Source organism: Nocardia kruczakiae NBRC 101016 (genome assembly GCF_001612965.1).
Lineage (GTDB): Bacteria > Actinomycetota > Actinomycetes > Mycobacteriales > Mycobacteriaceae > Nocardia > Nocardia kruczakiae.
The window spans coordinates 78,107-96,153 of record NZ_BDBL01000037.1; the positions used below are offsets into that span (position 1 = coordinate 78,107).

The 18,047-nt window shown below is 66.6% G+C and carries 19 protein-coding genes; 13 read left to right on the forward strand and 6 right to left on the reverse strand.

Translation table 11 applies throughout. The annotated features are described in order from the left end of the window. Positions 1 to 50: 50 nt before the first annotated feature. From NK1_RS24895 to NK1_RS24905, 3 genes are read left to right on the forward strand one after another with little or no spacing between them, the layout of a single operon-like run. Positions 51 to 1,568: a flavin-containing monooxygenase gene (locus tag NK1_RS24895; RefSeq protein ID WP_063012453.1), complete on the forward strand. Its 1,518-nt coding sequence runs from the start codon at positions 51 to 53 to the stop codon at positions 1,566 to 1,568. Then, positions 1,565 to 2,305: an alpha/beta fold hydrolase gene (locus tag NK1_RS24900; protein WP_063012455.1), complete on the forward strand. Its 741-nt coding sequence runs from the start codon at positions 1,565 to 1,567 to the stop codon at positions 2,303 to 2,305. Before NK1_RS24895 ends, NK1_RS24900 begins: the two co-directional genes overlap by 4 nt. A 41-nt stretch (positions 2,306 to 2,346) precedes the next feature. Next, positions 2,347 to 3,054, forward strand: coding sequence for a type 1 glutamine amidotransferase domain-containing protein (locus tag NK1_RS24905; RefSeq protein ID WP_063012457.1), 708 nt, complete (start codon positions 2,347 to 2,349; stop codon positions 3,052 to 3,054). An 11-nt stretch (positions 3,055 to 3,065) separates the two neighbouring features. Here the strand turns inward: NK1_RS24905 and NK1_RS24910 are convergent, their stop codons facing one another. Together NK1_RS24910 and NK1_RS24915 are read right to left on the reverse strand one after the other, a co-directional pair. Then, positions 3,066 to 3,650, reverse strand: coding sequence for a TetR/AcrR family transcriptional regulator (locus NK1_RS24910; RefSeq protein ID WP_036505787.1), 585 nt, complete (start codon positions 3,648 to 3,650; stop codon positions 3,066 to 3,068). 790 nt (positions 3,651 to 4,440) lie between these two features. Continuing rightward, positions 4,441 to 5,253, reverse strand: a complete 813-nt coding sequence (locus NK1_RS24915) for a nuclear transport factor 2 family protein (protein WP_245660792.1) — start codon at positions 5,251 to 5,253, stop codon at positions 4,441 to 4,443. A gap of 45 nt (positions 5,254 to 5,298) precedes the next feature. Here NK1_RS24915 and NK1_RS24920 point away from each other — a divergent pair, with 45 nt between their 5' ends. Further along, positions 5,299 to 5,943 (forward strand): TetR/AcrR family transcriptional regulator, encoded by a 645-nt coding sequence (locus NK1_RS24920; RefSeq protein ID WP_063906103.1) that lies wholly within the window; start codon positions 5,299 to 5,301, stop codon positions 5,941 to 5,943. Positions 5,944 to 5,974: 31 nt separating this feature from the next. On the opposite strand, the gene NK1_RS24925 is transcribed toward NK1_RS24920, so the two are convergent. After that, the gene (locus NK1_RS24925; RefSeq protein WP_063012461.1) at positions 5,975 to 6,652 is read right to left on the reverse strand and encodes a TetR/AcrR family transcriptional regulator; all 678 of its coding nucleotides are present in this window, start codon (positions 6,650 to 6,652) and stop codon (positions 5,975 to 5,977) included. A 154-nt stretch (positions 6,653 to 6,806) separates the two neighbouring features. Between NK1_RS24925 and NK1_RS24930 the strand changes: the two genes are divergently transcribed. The 9 genes from NK1_RS24930 to NK1_RS24970 are packed head-to-tail and all read left to right on the forward strand — an operon-like array spanning position 6,807 to position 16,109. Next, complete coding sequence (locus NK1_RS24930; RefSeq protein ID WP_439955963.1) at positions 6,807 to 7,691, forward strand: MlaE family ABC transporter permease; 885 nt, start codon at positions 6,807 to 6,809, stop codon at positions 7,689 to 7,691. 1 nt (position 7,692) lies between these two features. Beyond that, a complete protein-coding gene (locus NK1_RS24935; protein WP_063012463.1) occupies positions 7,693 to 8,553 on the forward strand; it encodes an ABC transporter permease in 861 nt (286 codons plus the stop codon). 8 nt (positions 8,554 to 8,561) lie between these two features. After that, complete coding sequence (locus NK1_RS24940) at positions 8,562 to 9,956, forward strand: MlaD family protein (RefSeq protein ID WP_063012465.1); 1,395 nt, start codon at positions 8,562 to 8,564, stop codon at positions 9,954 to 9,956. Position 9,957: 1 nt separating this feature from the next. Continuing rightward, positions 9,958 to 10,980 carry an MCE family protein gene (locus NK1_RS24945; RefSeq protein ID WP_063012467.1) on the forward strand — a complete coding sequence of 341 codons (1,023 nt, stop codon included), beginning with the start codon at positions 9,958 to 9,960 and terminating at the stop codon, positions 10,978 to 10,980. Continuing rightward, entirely contained in the window at positions 10,980 to 12,065 is a 1,086-nt protein-coding gene (locus tag NK1_RS24950) for an MlaD family protein (protein WP_245660794.1), read from the forward strand. The genes NK1_RS24945 and NK1_RS24950 overlap by 1 nt, the downstream gene beginning before the upstream one ends. After that, positions 12,065 to 13,162 (forward strand): MCE family protein, encoded by a 1,098-nt coding sequence (locus NK1_RS24955; RefSeq protein WP_063012503.1) that lies wholly within the window; start codon positions 12,065 to 12,067, stop codon positions 13,160 to 13,162. The genes NK1_RS24950 and NK1_RS24955 overlap by 1 nt, the downstream gene beginning before the upstream one ends. Next, the gene (locus NK1_RS24960; protein WP_063012469.1) at positions 13,159 to 14,241 is read left to right on the forward strand and encodes an MCE family protein; all 1,083 of its coding nucleotides are present in this window, start codon (positions 13,159 to 13,161) and stop codon (positions 14,239 to 14,241) included. The genes NK1_RS24955 and NK1_RS24960 overlap by 4 nt, the downstream gene beginning before the upstream one ends. Beyond that, complete coding sequence (locus NK1_RS24965; RefSeq protein WP_084461510.1) at positions 14,238 to 15,494, forward strand: MCE family protein; 1,257 nt, start codon at positions 14,238 to 14,240, stop codon at positions 15,492 to 15,494. Before NK1_RS24960 ends, NK1_RS24965 begins: the two co-directional genes overlap by 4 nt. Positions 15,495 to 15,524: 30 nt before the next feature. Continuing rightward, positions 15,525 to 16,109, forward strand: a complete 585-nt coding sequence (locus tag NK1_RS24970; RefSeq protein ID WP_063012471.1) for an Rv1363c family protein — start codon at positions 15,525 to 15,527, stop codon at positions 16,107 to 16,109. Between the two features lie 75 nt (positions 16,110 to 16,184). On the opposite strand, the gene NK1_RS24975 is transcribed toward NK1_RS24970, so the two are convergent. The 3 genes from NK1_RS24975 to NK1_RS35125 all read right to left on the reverse strand — a co-directional run. Next, complete coding sequence (locus NK1_RS24975) at positions 16,185 to 16,412, reverse strand: hypothetical protein (protein WP_310407311.1); 228 nt, start codon at positions 16,410 to 16,412, stop codon at positions 16,185 to 16,187. Positions 16,413 to 16,430: 18 nt separating this feature from the next. Further along, positions 16,431 to 17,504, reverse strand: a complete 1,074-nt coding sequence (locus tag NK1_RS24980; RefSeq protein ID WP_063012473.1) for an oxygenase MpaB family protein — start codon at positions 17,502 to 17,504, stop codon at positions 16,431 to 16,433. Between the two features lie 279 nt (positions 17,505 to 17,783). Next, positions 17,784 to 18,047: hypothetical protein (locus NK1_RS35125; protein ID WP_167354301.1), on the reverse strand; the 264-nt coding region annotated here is incomplete at its 5' end.

Genomic DNA, 18,047 nt, shown 5'->3' on the forward strand with positions numbered 1-18,047 from the left:
ACCATCCGCCCTCGGCGAGCCCGGCTCGTCGTCGACACCTCGAAGGAATCATGTCCACGAGTACGACAGCACCGCAGCACAATCCGGCCGACACCGTCCCACACTCCCATGTCGCGATCATCGGCAGCGGTTTCGGCGGCATCGCGACCGCGGTGCGGTTGCACCGCGCGGGATTCTCCGACTTCGTGATGCTCGAACGCGCCGGCGAGGTCGGCGGGGTGTGGCGCGACAACGACTACCCCGGCGCCGCCGTCGACGTGCAGAGCAATCTGTACTCGTTCTCCTTCGCACCGAACCCGGACTGGCGCAACACTTTTGCCACCCAGCCCGAGTTGTTCGAGTACCTGAGAAACGTCACCGGTTCGCAGGGGCTGCGCTCCCGCCTGAGACTCGGCTGTACGGTCGAACGCCTGGAATGGGATCCGACCGCCTACCTGTGGCGCATCGACACCACTCTGGGTCCGCGGACAGCCACCCACGTGGTGCTGGCGACCGGTGCACTCGCCGATCCGCTGCTGCCCGCGATTCCCGGGATCGACCGATTCGAAGGTGTGAGTTTCCATTCCGCGCGCTGGAATCACGACTACGACCTGACCGGCAAACGCGTCGCGGTCATCGGCACCGGCCCCTCGGCCGTCCAGTTCGTTCCCGCCATTGCGCCCGACGTCGCACGGCTGACCGTCTTCCAGCGCACTCCCGCCTGGGTGGTCCCCCGCCACGACCGCCCGACCACCGCGCTGACCCGTGCCGTGTATCGCCGAATTCCGGCACTGCAACGGCTCGAGCGCCTGCGGGTGTATCTGCGTCGCGAATGGCAGGTGGTCGCTTTCCGCAACCCCGCGCTGATGGCATTGCCCGAACGCGGCGCCCGGCGCCACCTCGAGTCCCAGGTCGCCGACGAGCAGTTGCGGGAACAGCTGCTTCCCGACTTCCGGCTGGGCTGCAAGCGTGTGCTGATCTCCGACGACTATCTGCGCGCACTCGACCGGCCCAACGTCACCGTGAACACCCACGGGATCAGTTCGATCACCGAGACCGGCCTGATCGACAACACCGGTACCCAGCACGAGGTCGACGCCATCATCTACGGCACCGGCTTCCGCACCTCGCACCTGCCGCTGACCGACCGGACCTACGGTCCCGACGGCCGGACCATGGCGCAAGTGTGGGACGGCAACCCGACGGCTTATCTCGGCACCTCCGTCTCCGGATTTCCGAACATGTATCTCATCCACGGTCCGAACATCGGCCTCGGCCACACCTCGGTGATCCACATGTTCGAATCCCAGGCCAACTACATCGCCGGCGCGCTCGGCTACGCCCGCGACCACGACCTCGACGCCATCGAACCCACCGCCGCCGCCCAGCAGGCATTCACCGAGGACGTCGAGCGGCTCGGCGAGGGCTCGGTGTGGACCGCCGGTGGCTGCACGAGCTGGTACCTCAACGACAACGGCCGCAACACCAACATCTGGCCCGGATCGACGTTCGACTTCCGCCGCCGGACGCTGCGCTTCGATCCCACCCGTCATCTCCTGCATCGCCGCACCCGGGAGGTGGTGGCATGAGCGCCGGGGCATTGGTCACCGGAACGCCCGGCGCCCCCACGGTCGTCCTGATCCACGGCCTCGCGAGCTCGTACCGAGTGTGGGACCGGGTCGTGCCGATACTTGCGGATCGGGCGAATATCGTTGCCGTGCAGCTAGATTCGTCGGGCACCATCGAAGACGACGCCGACGACACAGCTCGGTTGCTCGGCTCGCCGTCGATCGTGGTCGGCCACTCGCGCGGCGGGCTGGTCGCCACCGCCCTGGCTGAACGTCGCCCCGATCTGGTCTCGGAGCTGATACTGCTGTGCCCACCCTGGTCGCGGGCGAGCCGGAAGTCCGCACGCGGACCGGCCGAACGGGCCCTGACGCTGCCCGGCGTCGGAGATCTGTTGTGGGCCTCGGCCTCCGAGGAACGGCAACGCGACGCACAGCGCAGTGCATTCGCCCCGGGCACCCCGATACCGGACCGGTTCGTCACCGATGCGCGCACACGCGGGCGGCGCAACTTCGCCACCAGCACCCGCGCCATCGACACCTACCTCGCCGAGGCGCCGCTGCCGGATCGGCTGGCCCGGCTGCCACAACCGGCCCGATTGGCCTTCGGCGAACTCGACGCACGGATTCGAGCGCCTACCGTGGAATTCGACAGGTCGCTGTGGACAACGCTTCGAGCGGTCGGCCATACCCCGCCGTGGGAGGCACCGGACGCCGTCGCGGACCTGATCACCCGATCGCTGCGAGCGACGGCGCCCTAGCCGTCGCATAAACTCTTCACAACTACAGGAGGTAAGCGAAAATGCCGAAAGTCCTGTTCGTCATCTCTGCCGCCGACCGCTGGACATTGAACGACGGCGAAATACACCCCTCGGGTTTTTGGGCCGAAGAGGTGGCGGTGCCGCACCGCATCTTCTCCGAGGCGGGCTGGGACATCACCATCGCGACCCCGGGCGGAAAAGCCCCGACACTCGATCGACTCAGTCTCGGAATCGCCGGCGGCCTGCCCTGGAAACGCCGCGAGGTGCAGCAGTATCTCGACCGCATCGACAGCGTCCTCGCCCATCCGGTCGCGCTGGACACCGTCGACCCGTATGCCTTCGACGTCGTGTTCTACCCCGGCGGCCACGGTCCGATGGAAGACCTGGCCTACGACGCGACCTCCGGGGCGCTGCTCACCGAGCGGCTCGCCTCCGGCAAACCCCTCGCCCTGCTCTGCCATGCCCCGGCCGCCATCCTGGCGGCGACCCCACCCGACGGGAAGTCACCCTTCGCCGGCTACCGGATGACCGGACTGTCCAACCGCGAGGAACTGCTGAACCGGTTCGCGAAGAAGGCGCCCTGGCTGCTCGAGGACAAATTGAAGGAGACAGGAGTCGAATATTCCAAGGCCCTGCTTCCGTTGCGCCCACACGTAGTCGTCGATCGGAATCTGTACACCGGCCAGAATCCCCAATCGTCGGAGAAACTGGCGCAGCGATTGCTCGCCGACGTCGGCGCCTCGGCGTAAAGGACGAAATTTCAGCGAAGTCGTGGAATATCGAGGATCGCCGACACCGCCGCTCGCACCCGCGCGTCGACGACCTTCTCGGAGGAGGCGTCGAGCTTCCCATCGAGGTGCAGGAAGGCCAAGCCGTGCACCAACGCCCACATCGCAGTCGCGGTGGGCTCCGGGTCGGCGTCCGGAAAGATCTGCCGCACAAGGGATTCCAGGTAGTCGTGGATGGCCTCCACCGCGGCGACCCGCTCCGGGCTGGTCGCATCGCAGGACTCGGTGAACATCACCCGGAACATCCCGGGCCGGGTCAGCGCGAACCGAACATAGGCGACCGCGATATCGCCGAGGCTGCCGGTGCCCACCTGCTCCGGGTGCACGGCGGCCAGATGCGCGGCCAGATCGCGGTACCCCACCGCCGCGACCGCCGACAACAGGGCATCACGGTCTGCGAAATGGCGATAGGGCGCGGCGGTGGACACGCCGGCCCGCCGCGCAGCACCACGCAGCGACAGCTCCGACGCCCCACCCTCCTCGAGCAGCTCGATCGCCGCACGCACCAGCGCATTGGGCAGATCACCATGGTGATATGGCGTCGCCGACGTTGCCATCACAACCAACCTCAACAGGTATCAGTCACCGATTTCCAGAACCTCCACACTAGCGGCGGTAGCCGTACGCGCTGTCGAGCACCGGTGCGCGCGGGTCGTCCGCTCAACCGGCCGCCGCCCCCTCCCCGCCGGACGGCCGTGCAAATACGTGGCCGCGACGCCGGCTATGGCCGGATACCGCGATCGGAGAAGACCTGCCGGGCATCGACCGGCCGGACCTCCTATCGGATTGCGTTGCCCGGCACGAGCGATAGCCCGCACAGCGGACGCTGACCGACCGTACCGGTGTGCTGTGGCGCCGACGGTGCTGTGCGGCGATAAGCCGAGCCGCACCGCCGCCGTGAAACCGGGGCGCCGTTCACGCTCGCCCACACCGTAATGCGCTGAGCAGCACCGAAACCCGGATCCCTCTGCGGCGGTGACGTCGTTACTTTCATCCGTTCGAGCCACGCCGAGCGATCAACTTTCTACGTTGCTGTCAGCGTATGGACCGACCACGCCGCCGACCCGAGTAGACCGCTACTCGAATTCCGCTGTTGCCGCCCGCAGTCCGCCGCGCAGACCCGAATCAGGCTGCGTCACATGCCCTCTGCTCGCCCTACTGTCGGCTCCACTGCCCCCACCCCCGACGATCGGCCCAGACCATCCGGGCTGTTCTCTCGGCCGCAGCCGACCGTGTCAACGAGTGGGAGAAACGGCGAATTTCAATAAATAGATGCGCATATGGCAGTAGATAGATAGATATGCCGGACCGCAAACGGCGTAGCCAGTCCCCCGCCCCGGCCGCCCACTACCGCACTGTCCCGATCCGGGCGAGGAGTGCGGGGAGTTTGGAGGCGGCCATGAGTGTGCGGAACTGCCAGCTGTCATCGCGAGGCAGGACGCCGCCGCGCTGCGTGGCGTCGAGGAAGTCGTAGAGGGTTTCACCTTCTTCCATGAGTCCGTCGGCGTTGAAGTGGTAGCGGTCGACCGCCGGGCACTGGATGAAGCGGCCGTTGCCGTAGATCACGGGGGCGGACTCGTCGTAGGGGTACAGGCGCAGCGGGCCGGTCCAGTGCCCGCTGCCGATGTAGCGGATCACGGTGCGCACCGTGCCTTCCGGCGTCACGTCCAGATACACCTGGTTGGGCAGCGGGTCGTAGCGCCAGTCCGGGATGGCGTCGAAGAAGGCGAAGTTGTATTTCACGAATTCGTCGATACCGACGATGGTGCGCCCGAAGGTCGTGACGTCGGTGTAGCGGATGTCGGGTGCGTAGAGCTCGTGGTTGAGGCTCATATCCCGGACCAGAAAGCTCCACCAGTACTTCTTGGCCCATTCCATGACCCAGCTCAGATCGACGCCGAGCTTGCCGTAGAGCTCCAGTTTGCGTTCGAACTCACCGAACCACTCGAGGGTGCCGGCCTGCAGTTCGGCTTCGGGGATCGCCCGAATCGGTACGGCGCGATTGGAATTCAGGAATTCCGGTACCGGTTTCGACAACCGCGGCTGCCGCAGCGCCTGCTGGAACTGTTCCTCGTCGAACATGAGCGACCCCTTCACACGATCGGCGCGACCGGCCACGGTGCCGGTACTGCGCGCCTCGAGGTGAATCATATGATTCATGTAGAATCAGATGATGTCAATGAGATGTGTGGTGGGGATGCGAGGATGACCGGCGTGAGCACCGCACCCAAACTCTGGCGAGGCCAGACGCTGCAGGACCGGTCCGGCGAACGCCGTGAGCTGTTGCTGGAGTGCGCTTTCGATCTGCTCGGGACAGCGGGAGCCGGGGCGGTCACGATGCGGGCGGTGACGCGACAGGCGAATCTGAGCCCGCGCTATTTCTACGAAAGTTTCGAAGGCCGCGAAGCACTGATCCTGGCCGTCTACGACCGGGTGGAAGCGGCGTTGCGCGAGCGGCTGTCGGTGATCGCCGCGGGCACCGACCCGTATACGGCGATCCGGTCGGCGCTGCAAACCTGCGCCGATTTCTTCGACGAGGACCCGCGGCGGGCGCGGGTGCTGCTGCGTGAACCGTTGGCCGACGACGATTTACGGGCGCACATCACCCGCCGCACCCCGGCGGTGATCCGGGCTCTGGCTCCCCTGTTGGGCGACAGCGCCGGGGATCTGTTCGCCAGCAGTGATGCCACGCTCGCCACCATCGGCACCGCGCTGGCCGGAGCGTTGACGTCGGTGTATCTGGAGTGGACCGACGGGCACCTGAGCATCGAGCGCGACCGGCTCGTCGACACCTGCACCGGCATCGTCGCCGCGCTACTCGGACTCGCGCTCGGCCCACGAACTCACTGAGCCGGCGGCCTCGTCGATCCGAGATGCCGGGTCAGGAACCTTTGGGCAACGTGCGTGCGAGCGCACGCACCGTGGTCTGTAGTCGTTCCGGCGGGAATCGGCCAGGATCGGAAATGACCATGCGGCCGAGGGTTTCGATGAAGCCGAGCATGACGTAACCCACGAGTTCGGGGTCGGCGTTGGCGGGCCCTCCGCGCAGCTCGATACCGGTTTCGAGGAGCTGAATCAGCCGCCCGACGATCTTCTCGCGCGCAGCCGACAACAGTTCGGTGTAATCGGCGGGCGCTCCGTCCGCGTGGGTCAGGATCAGCCGCCAGCGCACCGGGTCCGATTCCACGGCACGCAAGAAAGCCATGACCGAATCGGCATAGGCCGTATCGGGGTCGATCTCGCGAAGGTTGTCGGGCAACGTGTCCATCACCTGGCGGATACCGCGCGCATGCTCGCGATGCAGAAGGCCGGCGACGAGTTCGGGTGCGGTGGGATAGACCGCGTAGAGCACCGGCTTGGCGACACCGGCCTGCTTGGCCACCGCCTGCATCGTCAGTCCGGACAGTCCGTCCCGGCCGACCACCTGGAATGCGGCATCGAGCAACTGCTCCCGGCGCTCGGGCAGCGGGAGCCGCGGACCGTTGCGTCTACCGGTCTTTCCCCCGGGCTGCCGGGGGGAGACCTGCCACACACCGGGGAGTTTCTCTTCGATGGCCACCCACGAATCCTCTCAAACGCCAGCGCGGTCGCGAACCCCCTTGCTACGTCTCACCTCATTACTACGCATCCGTAGAAATAACTCTACTTGAGCGTAATTAACCCTCGCCTACGTGCTCGTAGCGAGGCGTGTTTTCCGATGGACCGATGAAGGGATGCAGATGTCAGCGCAGGGCACGCACGGGAGGGTGCGTTCGGGCGCAACAGGGGCGGCTTCCGACCGTCGACGCGTCATCGGATTCGGCGTCGGCTACTGGCGCGACCACCCGCAGCGCTCGGTGGAGACCGCCGGCCGCCAGGTCTCGATGACCGGGCACGCAACCCTCGCACTGGTCACCGCGGTGTTCCGGCGGCGATTTCCGTGGCGGGAGTTCATCAAGCAGTGCGCCTTCATGGCGAGTGTGTCGGCCACCCCGACACTGCTGGTCGCGGTGCCGGTCGCGGTGGTCGTCTCCATCCAGGTCGGATCGCTGGTGAGCCAGGTCGGCGCCACGACGTTCATCGGCGCGGTGAACGGGCTGGGCATCATTCGCCAGGGCGCTCCCCTGGTGACCTCGCTGATGATCGCGGGCGCCGTCGGGTCAGCCATCTGCGCCGACCTCGGTTCCCGCACGATCCGGGAGGAAATCGACGCCATGACCGTGATGGGCGTCGACCCGATCCGGCGCCTGGTCGCACCCCGCCTCGCGGCCGCCGTTCTGGTCAGCACCCTGTTGTGCGGATTGGTGATCTTCGTCGGTTTCGCGACCGGTTACGCCTTCAACGTCTACATGCAGGCGGGTACACCCGGCTCCTATATCCGCACCTTCGCCTCGTTCGCGGTCGCCACCGATCTGGTGGTGGCCATGCTCAAGGCCGCGATCTTCGGTGCGCTGGCGGCGATCATCGCCTGCGACACCGGATTACATACCCGCGGCGGACCGGCCGGAGTGGCCGACTCCGTGAACTCGGCGGTGGTGAACTCCGCCATCGTCCTGTTCGGCATCAACATCCTCATCACCCAGATCTACAACACCCTCTACCCCTCGAAGGTGTTGTGACATGGCCGTCTACGTCCCACCGCTGCTACGTCCGCTGCGTCGGGCCGCGGTCGCTGTGCGCATTCCCGTCGGCCTGCACGTCCGCCTCGGACACCAAGGGCTGGTCTTCGTCGAGGCGCTGGCCGCCGTTCCGTTCGTGCTCCGTCATTACCGAAAAGAGTTGCTGCGCCTCATCACCGACGTCACGTGGGGAAACGGCTCTCTGGTGGTCGGCGGAGGCACCGTGGGCGTGATCGTGATCCTGTGCGGATTCGGCGGCATCACCGTCGGCATGGAGGCCCACAGCGCGCTCGATCTGCTGACGATGAGCCCGCTCACCGGTGCGATATCCGGTTTCGCGACCACCCGCGAACTGGCCCCGCTGCTGGCGACGATCGCATTCGGCGCCCAAGCCGGCTGCCGATTCACCGCACAACTCGGTTCGATGCGGATCTCGGAGGAGATCGACGCGCTGGAATCGATCGCGATCAGGCCGCTTCCGTATCTGATCACCACTCGGATGCTGGCCGCGGCGGTCGCCATCGTTCCGCTCTACACCGTCGGCCTGGCGATCGCGTATGTGAGCACACGGCTGGCCGTAATGCTCCTGGGCGGAACAACTCTGGGCACCTATGACCACTACTTCCATCAATTCCTCGACCCGGTCGACATCCTCTACTCGGTGCTGAAAATCGTCACGTTCGTGGTGATCGCGTCCTTCATCCAGTGCTACTACGGTTTCGTCGCCGCCGGCGGGCCCGAGGGGGTGGGCGTGGCAGCCGGTCGCGCGATCAAGGTGACCATCATCGTGGTCGTCTTCGCCAATCTTCTTCTCACCTTGGCGATCTGGGGTATCGACCCCGGTATCCGAATCTCGGGCTAGGAGTCGCGATGATCATCGATCCGAGTGGCCGCGGCCCCGGCGCCCTGCGACTGGGCATCATCGGTGTCACGATGGTCGGCGCCCTGGCGGCGGGGATATATCTGCTGGGCCTGCGCTATACCGGCGCATTCGCCGACACGGTCGCCGTCACCGCCGAGATGACGAGCACGGGCGACGGTATGCCACCGCACGCCGATGTGAAGTTCCGCGGCATGATCGTGGGCTCCGTCGCCGATGTGGACATCGCCGCCGAGGGTCAGCGCCAGCTGGTTCGTCTGCGCCTGAAACCTTCGGTGGCGCAGCAGATCCCAGCGACGGTGACCGCTCGAGTGGTTCCGGCGAACCTGTTCGGCGTCACCGCTCTCGAGCTGGTCGACAACGGGCCGGCCCGCGACGGCTTGCGGACCGGCACGACGATCCGCCAAGACACGAGCGCGGCCACCGCCCAGCTTCAGGCCACCCTGACCACACTGCGAACGGTCCTGGACGCGATCCAGCCGCAGAGGTTGGCCCGTGTCCTGGGAACCCTCGCCGAGGCGCTGGATGCCGGCGCCCGCGTTCCCGGCTCGACCATCGAACGACTCGAAGCCTGGACCACACAGGTGCGAGCGATTCCGGGAATCGGAGACATGCTGGGCAACCTCGGTGCCGCCGCCACGGCGGTGAACCGCTCGGCACCAGAACTGATCGAGGCGCTCGGCGACTCGGTGACCGCAGCGCGCACCTTGACCGAACGGCGAGCGAAACTGGTCACCCTTCTCACCGACGCCGGTTCGGCCGTGGCGGCCACCAACGGACTGTTCGCCCGAAACCCCGATGCGGGAAAGGAATTGGTATCCGGACTCGACGACGTCTTCGGCGCCGTGGCTGCCGATCCGGATGCGATCGGCGCCTCGGTCGCGAATTTGAATCAGGCGCTGAGCGCCTACGCCACCATCTTCACCTGGGGACCACATCAGCAGATGCGATGGGCCATCGACGTGACCTTCACACCGTTTCGCCCCTATACTGCCGCCGATTGTCCACACTACGGGCAGCTCGCCGGTCCGCGATGCGGTGTGACACCCAATTCCCCTGCGCCACAGGAGTTTCCGCTTCAGTTGCTGCCGGGACGGATCGGCGCGGCAGCTCCCGGAACGGATGCCCCTGCCGGGCCGGCTCTGCCCTGGTTTCCCGGGCTCCCGCCCATCCCCGGCCCGACCGCACCGGCAGGCCCGGCGGTGGAGGGGCCGCCGGCACCGACGTCCGGGCCCGCAGCGCCCGCCTCCTATACCGGAACCGCGGCGATCACCGCCCTCCTCGGGCGCGCGCCGAACCCCGCACAGCTGTTGCTGTTGCGCCCGGTGCTTGCCGACGGCGCTGTCACAGTGCGCACCTCACCACCTTCGAACGGCGGACGTTGACATGATCACCACTCGCACAGCCGTACTCGGCTTCACGGTCTTCGTCGTCCTCGCGCTGGTCGCGAGCTGGACGGTCTATTCCACCCTGCAACGGTCGGTATCCGGCGACACCGACCGCTACCAGGCGACTTTCGGCGACGTTCTCGGACTGCGCGTGGGCGACGACGTGCGGATGGCCGGGGTTCGCGTGGGCCGCGTCGACTTCATCGAACTCGATGATCAGCGGGCCCGCGTCGGGTTCCGCGTCCGATCTCGCCAGCACCTGTTCACCACGACCAAGGCACTGATCCGATATCAGAACCTCATCGGACAGCGCTACATCGCCCTGGCGCCGGGCTCCGGTCCGGCCGCGCCGCTACCGCCGGGAGGCTCGATTCCGATCGAACGCACCGAATCGTCCTTCGACGTATCGACGGTCCTGTCCGGATTCGAACCGTTGTTCAGCGTGCTGCAACCCGATGAGGTCAATTCCCTGTCGCAGACTCTCGTCCAGGCGCTGCAGGGCGACGGTGTCTCGCTCAGCGCTCTGATCACCCGGGCAGCGGGGCTGGCGAATACGTTCCGCGACCGCGACGAGATCCTGGGCCGGGTCGTCACCAACCTCAGCAGCGTCGTCGCCGGACTCGCCCACCGCGCATCGGAGCTGGAAACGCTGATCACCCAGGCCCGCACACTCGTCACCGGGCTGTACGAAGAAGGCGAAACCCTCAAAGGGGCCGTCGACCGTGCCGCCGGAGCGACCGGGCAGCTCAGCGGTCTCATCGCCGCGATCGAACCCGGTATCGCGCACGCGCAGCAGTCGGCCACCTCGGGCGTGAATCTGTTGCTGGCCAACGGTTCCCGGCTCGACCGCGCCGCGGTCGAACTGCCGCTGCTGCTGGCCGGACTGGCTCGCATCAGCGGCAACGGCACCTACATCAACTCCTACGTCTGCGGCCTGGACGTCTCCCTGTGGGGCGTGTTGTTCCCTCCGGGGTTGTTCTCCCAGGTCGGCGGCAACTCGCACTCGGAGGTGTGTCGATAGTGAACCGATTCCTCGACCGGTTCCGCAGCATCAACTGGCTGCTGGACCGATTCCAACTTCCCACTCTCCCCGAGATGTGGGACGCGATTCCGTCCTACCGGCAGAACCGGCACTTGTGGCTCGGCATCGGCGCCGGGACCGCGGTGATCGCGCTCGTGTCCGGCGTCGTCTTCGTCACCGGGCTCGACCTCGGCCACCGGACCGTGCGCGCCGAGTTCGCACAGGCGGCGGGACTGCGACCGGGCAACAGCGTGGACGTGGCCGGGATCGACGTCGGCACCGTCGCCTCGGCACACCTGGCCGGTGATCGCATCGTCGCCGAGTTGAAGATTCGCCCCGAGGTCCGTCTGGGTCCCGACGCCACCGCCGCGATCAAGATGAGCACGATTCTCGGCAAGATGCACGTCGAGCTCCACCCCGGAAACGGAAAGGGATTGCCAGGCAATGTGATTCGACTCGATCGCACCGAAGTCCCCTACAATCTGGACAAGGTCGTCAACGACCCGAAATACACGAACTCCTTCGAACACCTCGAGAAACTCGACCCCGCTGCCCTGCGGGCCTCCCTCGATGCCGTGGCCCGTCAGATGGGAGACTCGCCACAGCTCACCGCCGCGGCCCTCGACTCGGTCGGTGTGCTGGCCGACGTGATCAGCGACCGCCGCGACGAAGTCGACACGCTGCTGAAGAACATCGACTCGGTAGCCACATTGGTCGACGAGAACCGCAACGGCGTTCTGCTGCTGCTCACCCGGGGCCGGGCGATCGGGGACGCGGTGGCACAGCGCCAAGACCTGGTGAAGAACCTCCTCGACAACATCGCCACGATATCGACAAGCCTGCAGCAGATCGGCGCCGGCAACAACGGACAACTCGGCCCGCTGATCCGCAGCCTCGACACCATGTCGCAAGGCCTGCAGCAGAACCGGGACAACCTCGACCATCTCTATCAAACGATGCCCGTGGCGTTGCGGCAGGTCAACAACACCTTCGGCAACGGACCGTACGGAGAGGTCTACCTGCCCTGGGGGTTGTTCCCCGACAACTGGTTGTGTGCCACCCAGGCCGTCGCGGGGTGTCGCTGATGCGGATCACGACCATCGTGCGCGCCGCCATCGTGAGCGCCGTCACGCTGATGCTGGCCGGATGCGCCCTTCCGCACAGCTTGACGTCGACGCCGAATCGGTTGCTGGGCAGACAGATTCACCTCACCGCCGACTTCGACAATGTTGCCGGTCTCTACCTCGGCAACGAGGTATCGGTGCTCGGACTCCCTGTGGGCCAGGTCGATTCGGTCATCGCGCGCGGCCACTACGTGGAGGTCGCGATGACCGTCGACGACGGCGTGACGATTCCGGCCGACGCCATCGCCGCACTGGTCTCACCGCAGCTGATCACCAACCGCCACATCGAGCTGACGCCCGCCTACACCGGGCGCGGCCCCACTCTCGGCGACGGCGCCCACATTCCGCTCGAGCACACCCGCACTCCGGTAGAACTCGACCGCATCCTGCGCACCTTCGACGACCTCGGCAAATCCCTGGCCGGGGACAACGCGGGCGGACCGATGGCGAGCAGGGTGCTGTTCCCCTTGCTCGACGGCAACGGCGACCGCATCCGCGAGACCCTCGATGCCCTGTCGACGGCCTTCCGGACCACCCTCGCGAACAAGGACCAGATCTCCGATGCCGTCATCCGGCTCAACGACCTCACTCAGGTCGTCGCCGACAACGACCGGACCGTGCGCGAATTCAGCGCCCGCCTCACCGAGCTGGTGACACTGATGAAAGATCAAGCGCCCGGCCTGCGGGCCGTTCTCACCCAGCTCGACGATTTCGTCGCGAACACCAGCTCCGTGGTGGCCGAGAACCGGCAGCCACTCATCGACGCGCTGAATCGGCTGACCACCATCACCACCCAGATGCGCGGCCACGGAACCGATCTCATCGAGATCACCGATGTGGCGCCGCTGTTCTTCCGGAACTTCGCCGATGCCATGAGCCCGCAGACCGGTTCGGTCCGGCTGCATCTGCTCACCGACAAGTCCCTGTTCGACGGTGAAGCCCTGTCGCTGCTGTGCGAACGCGTACAGCTGCGTGCCGACGGCTGCCGCACGGGCAAACTCACCGACTTCGGACCGGATTTCGGCCTGGCCGGCGCGCTGCTGGGGCTGACCCGATGAGGGCCCGCACCGCCCGCCTCCTGGCCGCCGCCACGGCGACGCTGTCGATCAGCGGGTGCGCGGTCACCGTCGACAATGTCCCCTTACCGAAGCCCGGGGTCGCCGGGCCCACCTATCACCTGCACGCGATTTTCGGCGACGCCCTCAACCTGCCGGAACGGGCACGAGTGCGGATCGGCGGCTCCGATATCGGCGTGGTCACCCACATCGACACCACCGACTTCCTGGCCGCCGTGGACCTCGACATCCGCGCCGACATCCAGTTGCCGCGCGGCACCCGAGCCGAACTGCGCCAGCCCACGCCACTGGGCGACATCTTCGTCGCCGTCATCCTGCCGGAGCAGCAGCCCGGCGCGGTGATGCTGCACAACGGCGACACCATCGATCGCGCGCACACCTCGGCCGGCGCATCGGTCGAGGAACTGATGACAGCGGTCTCGATGTTGCTCGGTGGCGGCGCGCTCGAACAGGTCGCCCGCATCACCAGCGAGATGAACTCCATGTTCGCCGGGCGCGGCCCGCAACTGGCGCACCTGCTCACCGAACTGACCGCGACGCTGACCGCCTTGGATCAGCGCACCGGCCAGATCGACAGCGTGCTCCAGGGACTCGACGGCCTCACCACCACCCTGGCGCAGCGCAAGACCGAGCTCGGACAGACCGCCGACACCTTCCCACCGCTGCTCGGGGTGATCGCCGAAAACAACCGCGCCATCACCGATCTCACTGCCGGGGTATCCACGACCATGGCCGCGCTCGGCGACTTCACCTCGACCACGGGACCACGTTTCGTGAACCTGTTCGACAGCGTGCAACGACTGATGGACGGCTTCACCGGTATGGGCGACAATCTCGCCGGGGCCCTCGACCGCCTCCACGCGATCCAGCCCGGGCTACTCGGCTCCACCCGCGGCAACGCGCTCGCGGTCGGAGCCACCGTGTCGTACCTGGATATCGGTGCGCTCACCGACCCGCAGGGCAGCAAGCTGCCCGACGGATCCGATCTGAGCGCGTTCGCCGGCAGTCTCGCTCAGGTTCTGCAACGCGTGCTCGGTCGGCTACAGGGAGGCCATCGATGAAGCCCTCGGTGCGTACGCGGGTCACGAACGCCGCGATCCGCGCGGTCGGCGACCTCGACGAACTGCTCGACCTGGGCGCCTGGATTCTCGTGCGCCTCGGTGAGTGGGCCCGCCGCCACCTCGTGGCCTTGTCCACCGCCGGGCTGATCGTGCTGCTGATGGCCGGCACCGGATATCTCACCGTGGGCGTGGTCGGCGCCAACCCGCTGCGTCAGGTCTACACCGTGCGGGTGCAGCTGGCCGAGTCCGGAGGTCTGCTGCCCCGCAACGACGTCACCTTCCGCGGGGTACGGGTCGGCACCGTCCGCGCCGTCGAACCGGCCGGAGCCGGCGTCGTCGCCCTCGCCGCCATCGATTCCTCGGTCCGCATTCCCGCCGGCGGCACGGTCGCGGTGGCACGACTGTCGGCGGCGGGAGAGCAGTACCTCGACTTCCGGCCCGTTTCCGACGGCGCGCCCTACCTGCGCGACGGCGCGGTCGTCGACGTCGCCGCCACCTCGACACCGGTCACGATCAACGAATTCCTCAGCAACACCAGCGGATTCGTCTCGGGACTGAATCCGCGGCGCCTCGACGGCATCATCGACGAACTCGACAAAGCCCTCGCCGGCGGCCCCGACCGGCTCCGCACGGTGATCAGCGGTCTCAGTCACGCCATGGCCGGCCTGACCGACCTGCTGCCCCAGACCCGCAGCCTGATCGGACATCTCGAGGTGATCGCCGAGACCACCTCGCACGCGCAACCGGATCTGGCCACACTCGTAGCGGGTTCCAGCGAACTGTTCAGGCAATTCAGCGACGCCGACGACGAACTGAAGCGACTGCTCGACACCGGGCCCGGCCGGCTCGCGACCCTGGGCGGGGTGGTCGCCGAAACCACCGACCCCGTCACCAACCTGGTCACCAACTTCCTCGCCATCACCCGCGCCGCCCGGCTGCGCACCCCCGCCCTGCGAGCGCTGTTCCCGGAGCTGAGGGCCGGCACGGGTGCCATGGGTGTTCCCGTGCACGACAACGCCTTTCACACCCTGATGGACATCTGGCCTCGTCCCACGTGTGAGTACGACAGCATCCCCGTGTCTCCGGTGCGGCTCAGCGACGGCAGGGCCCGCCTCTACAACTACTGCGTCACCACCGATCCGGGCATGCAGATCCGCGGCAGCGCCAACGCCCCGCGCCCGGATGCCGGTGCCACCGCGGCGCCGCCGGGCGCCGACCCCGACGCACAGACCCCGCCCCTGCCGCCGAAGTGAGCAGAAACCCCATCACACGAAGGAACCACGATGACCTCGGACTCCGAGCGGACGACGACTCCCGCCGAACCCGTCACCGAACCCGCGGACGGTGACTCCACCACACCCCGGCGGCGCGGAAAGTGGTTGCGCCGCAGCGCATCCGCCCTCGCGGCGACGGGCGCTGTCGCGGCCGCGGCCTGTGCGGTGGTGTTCGGCACGAAATACGAGCAGGCCGATGCCCACGCCGAAGCCCGCGAGCAGGCACACCAGGCGGCGTGCGCTTTCGGCCCCATCCTTGCCACCTACGACTCCACGACGATCGATGCGTACTTCGCCGCGGTGCTCGACCACGCCACCGGTGACTGGAAAAAGGAATTCGACGCCACCAGCAAAGATCTTCGCGACGTCCTCACCCAGGGCCACGTGGTCGCGACAGCGGGAACCGTCCACTGTGCGATCGGATCCAACACCGACACCACCGCCGAGGCGATCCTCATCATCGACCAATCGATCACGAGCGTCGGCACCCAGGGCCAACCCCGCCACGGTCAGCTCGCCCTCACACTGACCCTGCAGAAGAGCGGAAACCGGTGGCTGATCGGCAAACTCGACTCCCCCGCCCTGCAACCCTGACGACCACGCAACACTCGAACGCCCGGCGGCACAAGGTGCCACCGGGCCATTCATGTCTCGAGCCGGTTTCCCCGGTCACTTCAGGGTGATGTCAGAAATCACCAACGGCGGCCACGCGATTATTTCTCCGATGACGGAAAAGAGTTTGTCGAACCCGTGCAGCTCACCCAGATGATCGTGATGTGTCCACAGCCAGATCAGGCCGATGCCGAAGTACGGAATGCCGACCACGACAGCTGCCATGATCGCGAGATACAGCATCTGACGGAAACTCAGTTGCCGATCGAGAAATTCTTTCAACACGCCTACTCCCCCACGCTCTCAGGCCATCCGGCCGAGGATGGGTTCGGATTCGATGAGCCCCTCGTCGCCAGGTGCCAGCCCTTTGTTCAACACCCGGTTGCGCTGCTTTTCACGCAGCGCATGATGCGCCGCACCGGGAATCGCGTACCCATACCGCTTCTGCGCCTCCCGCGGCGTCGTCGTCACGGGAGCCACCGGCGCGATCTTCATCAAGACCGGCGCCGCGATATCGACCGTCATGGGGGACAAGAACCGCAGGAGCACGACCTGGAGCCACACATTCATGCTGATCAGGGTGACGATCGCGCTGATCGGCGGAACGATCAGCAGGTCCAGCACCCGGTTGGTCGGCAAGCCCGCCATCTCCCGCATCCACCGCGGCATCGTGGCCAGCGTCGCGCGCCGCAGGAATGCCGCCACGATCGTGAAGAACGGCCTGACCACGAACGGCATCGGCGGCAGCATCACATCCGCTCGCAGCAGGTGCCGCATCGCCTTTCGCGCGATGTCGGAACCGATCAACTGCGGCCGCATTCGCTCGAAATATTCCCGGACGCCCTCCCGGGTTCGCGGTACATCGGCGGGGTCGCACGTCTGCAACTCGGCAGCGCGAGCGCACTCCTCCCAGAACTGATTCTCCTCGGCCTCCGACAGCCGCCCGGGACCGTACTTCTCGTAGGTGATCAATATCGAATGCCACGCGGTCAGATGAATCCACAACTGCGACTGCGGATCGTTGGCGTCGTAGATGCCGCCCGTCACCGGATCGATACCCACCGCCTTGGAATGCACCTTGACGAGCACGTCGGCCGCCTTCGCCGTCGACCGGCTGTCACCGAACAAGACCATCGCGAAATACCGCAGTGTCCGGTCGTAGCGAGTTCGCGGCCGACTGTAGATGGCACTGGTCTTGTCCACCGCCGCGATCAGCGCCGGATCGAGCTCTTCGATCACCACGGCTCGCTGGAAGCCGAGCGACAGACTCGTCGGATAACTCCACACCTTCCATGCGACGGAGTCGGGTCCGAAGAAGCCGTAATCCTCCGGCGGCTCCACCTCGGGCAGAAACAGCCATTCACGCAGCGTCGCCATCACAGCTCCTTTTCTACGGTAGCGTAGAGAGTTTTCTACGCTTGCGTAGGAATGCTAGGGGTGGCATTCCGCGACGTCAATAGGCGTACGAGGGGGGCTGACTCCAGACGAGCAAACGGATCAAGTTCAGCCCGTTGGCGTGTCGGCTACAGCCGACCGAAGTCGTCGACGACCGAGTTTCCCGAGCCGTCGAATAGCGAGGTATGGACCTGGCGGCGTTCGGCATCGAGCGAAATCGGCACCCTTCCCAAGGGTCGCACGCGGGATCGGAAACCGTTGTCAGGCACCGGGTTCGGAAGATCCGTCACCCTCGATATGATCGACGTCCACCGCCCCTTGTCGCCGCAGTCGCAGAGCCAGCTCGACATGTCCGTTGTCGAGCAGGAATCCCAGGAACAGCGCACGGAACGCCGCGTGCACCGAATCCGGCGGCAGCGTGCCCGGGACGGCCATTTCGTGCAGCGCCAGCCCGTGGGCCAGGGCGGTGAATGCCGGTGCGGCCGTGTCGGGTTCCGGCGATCCGGCCGCGCGGACGCCCGCGGC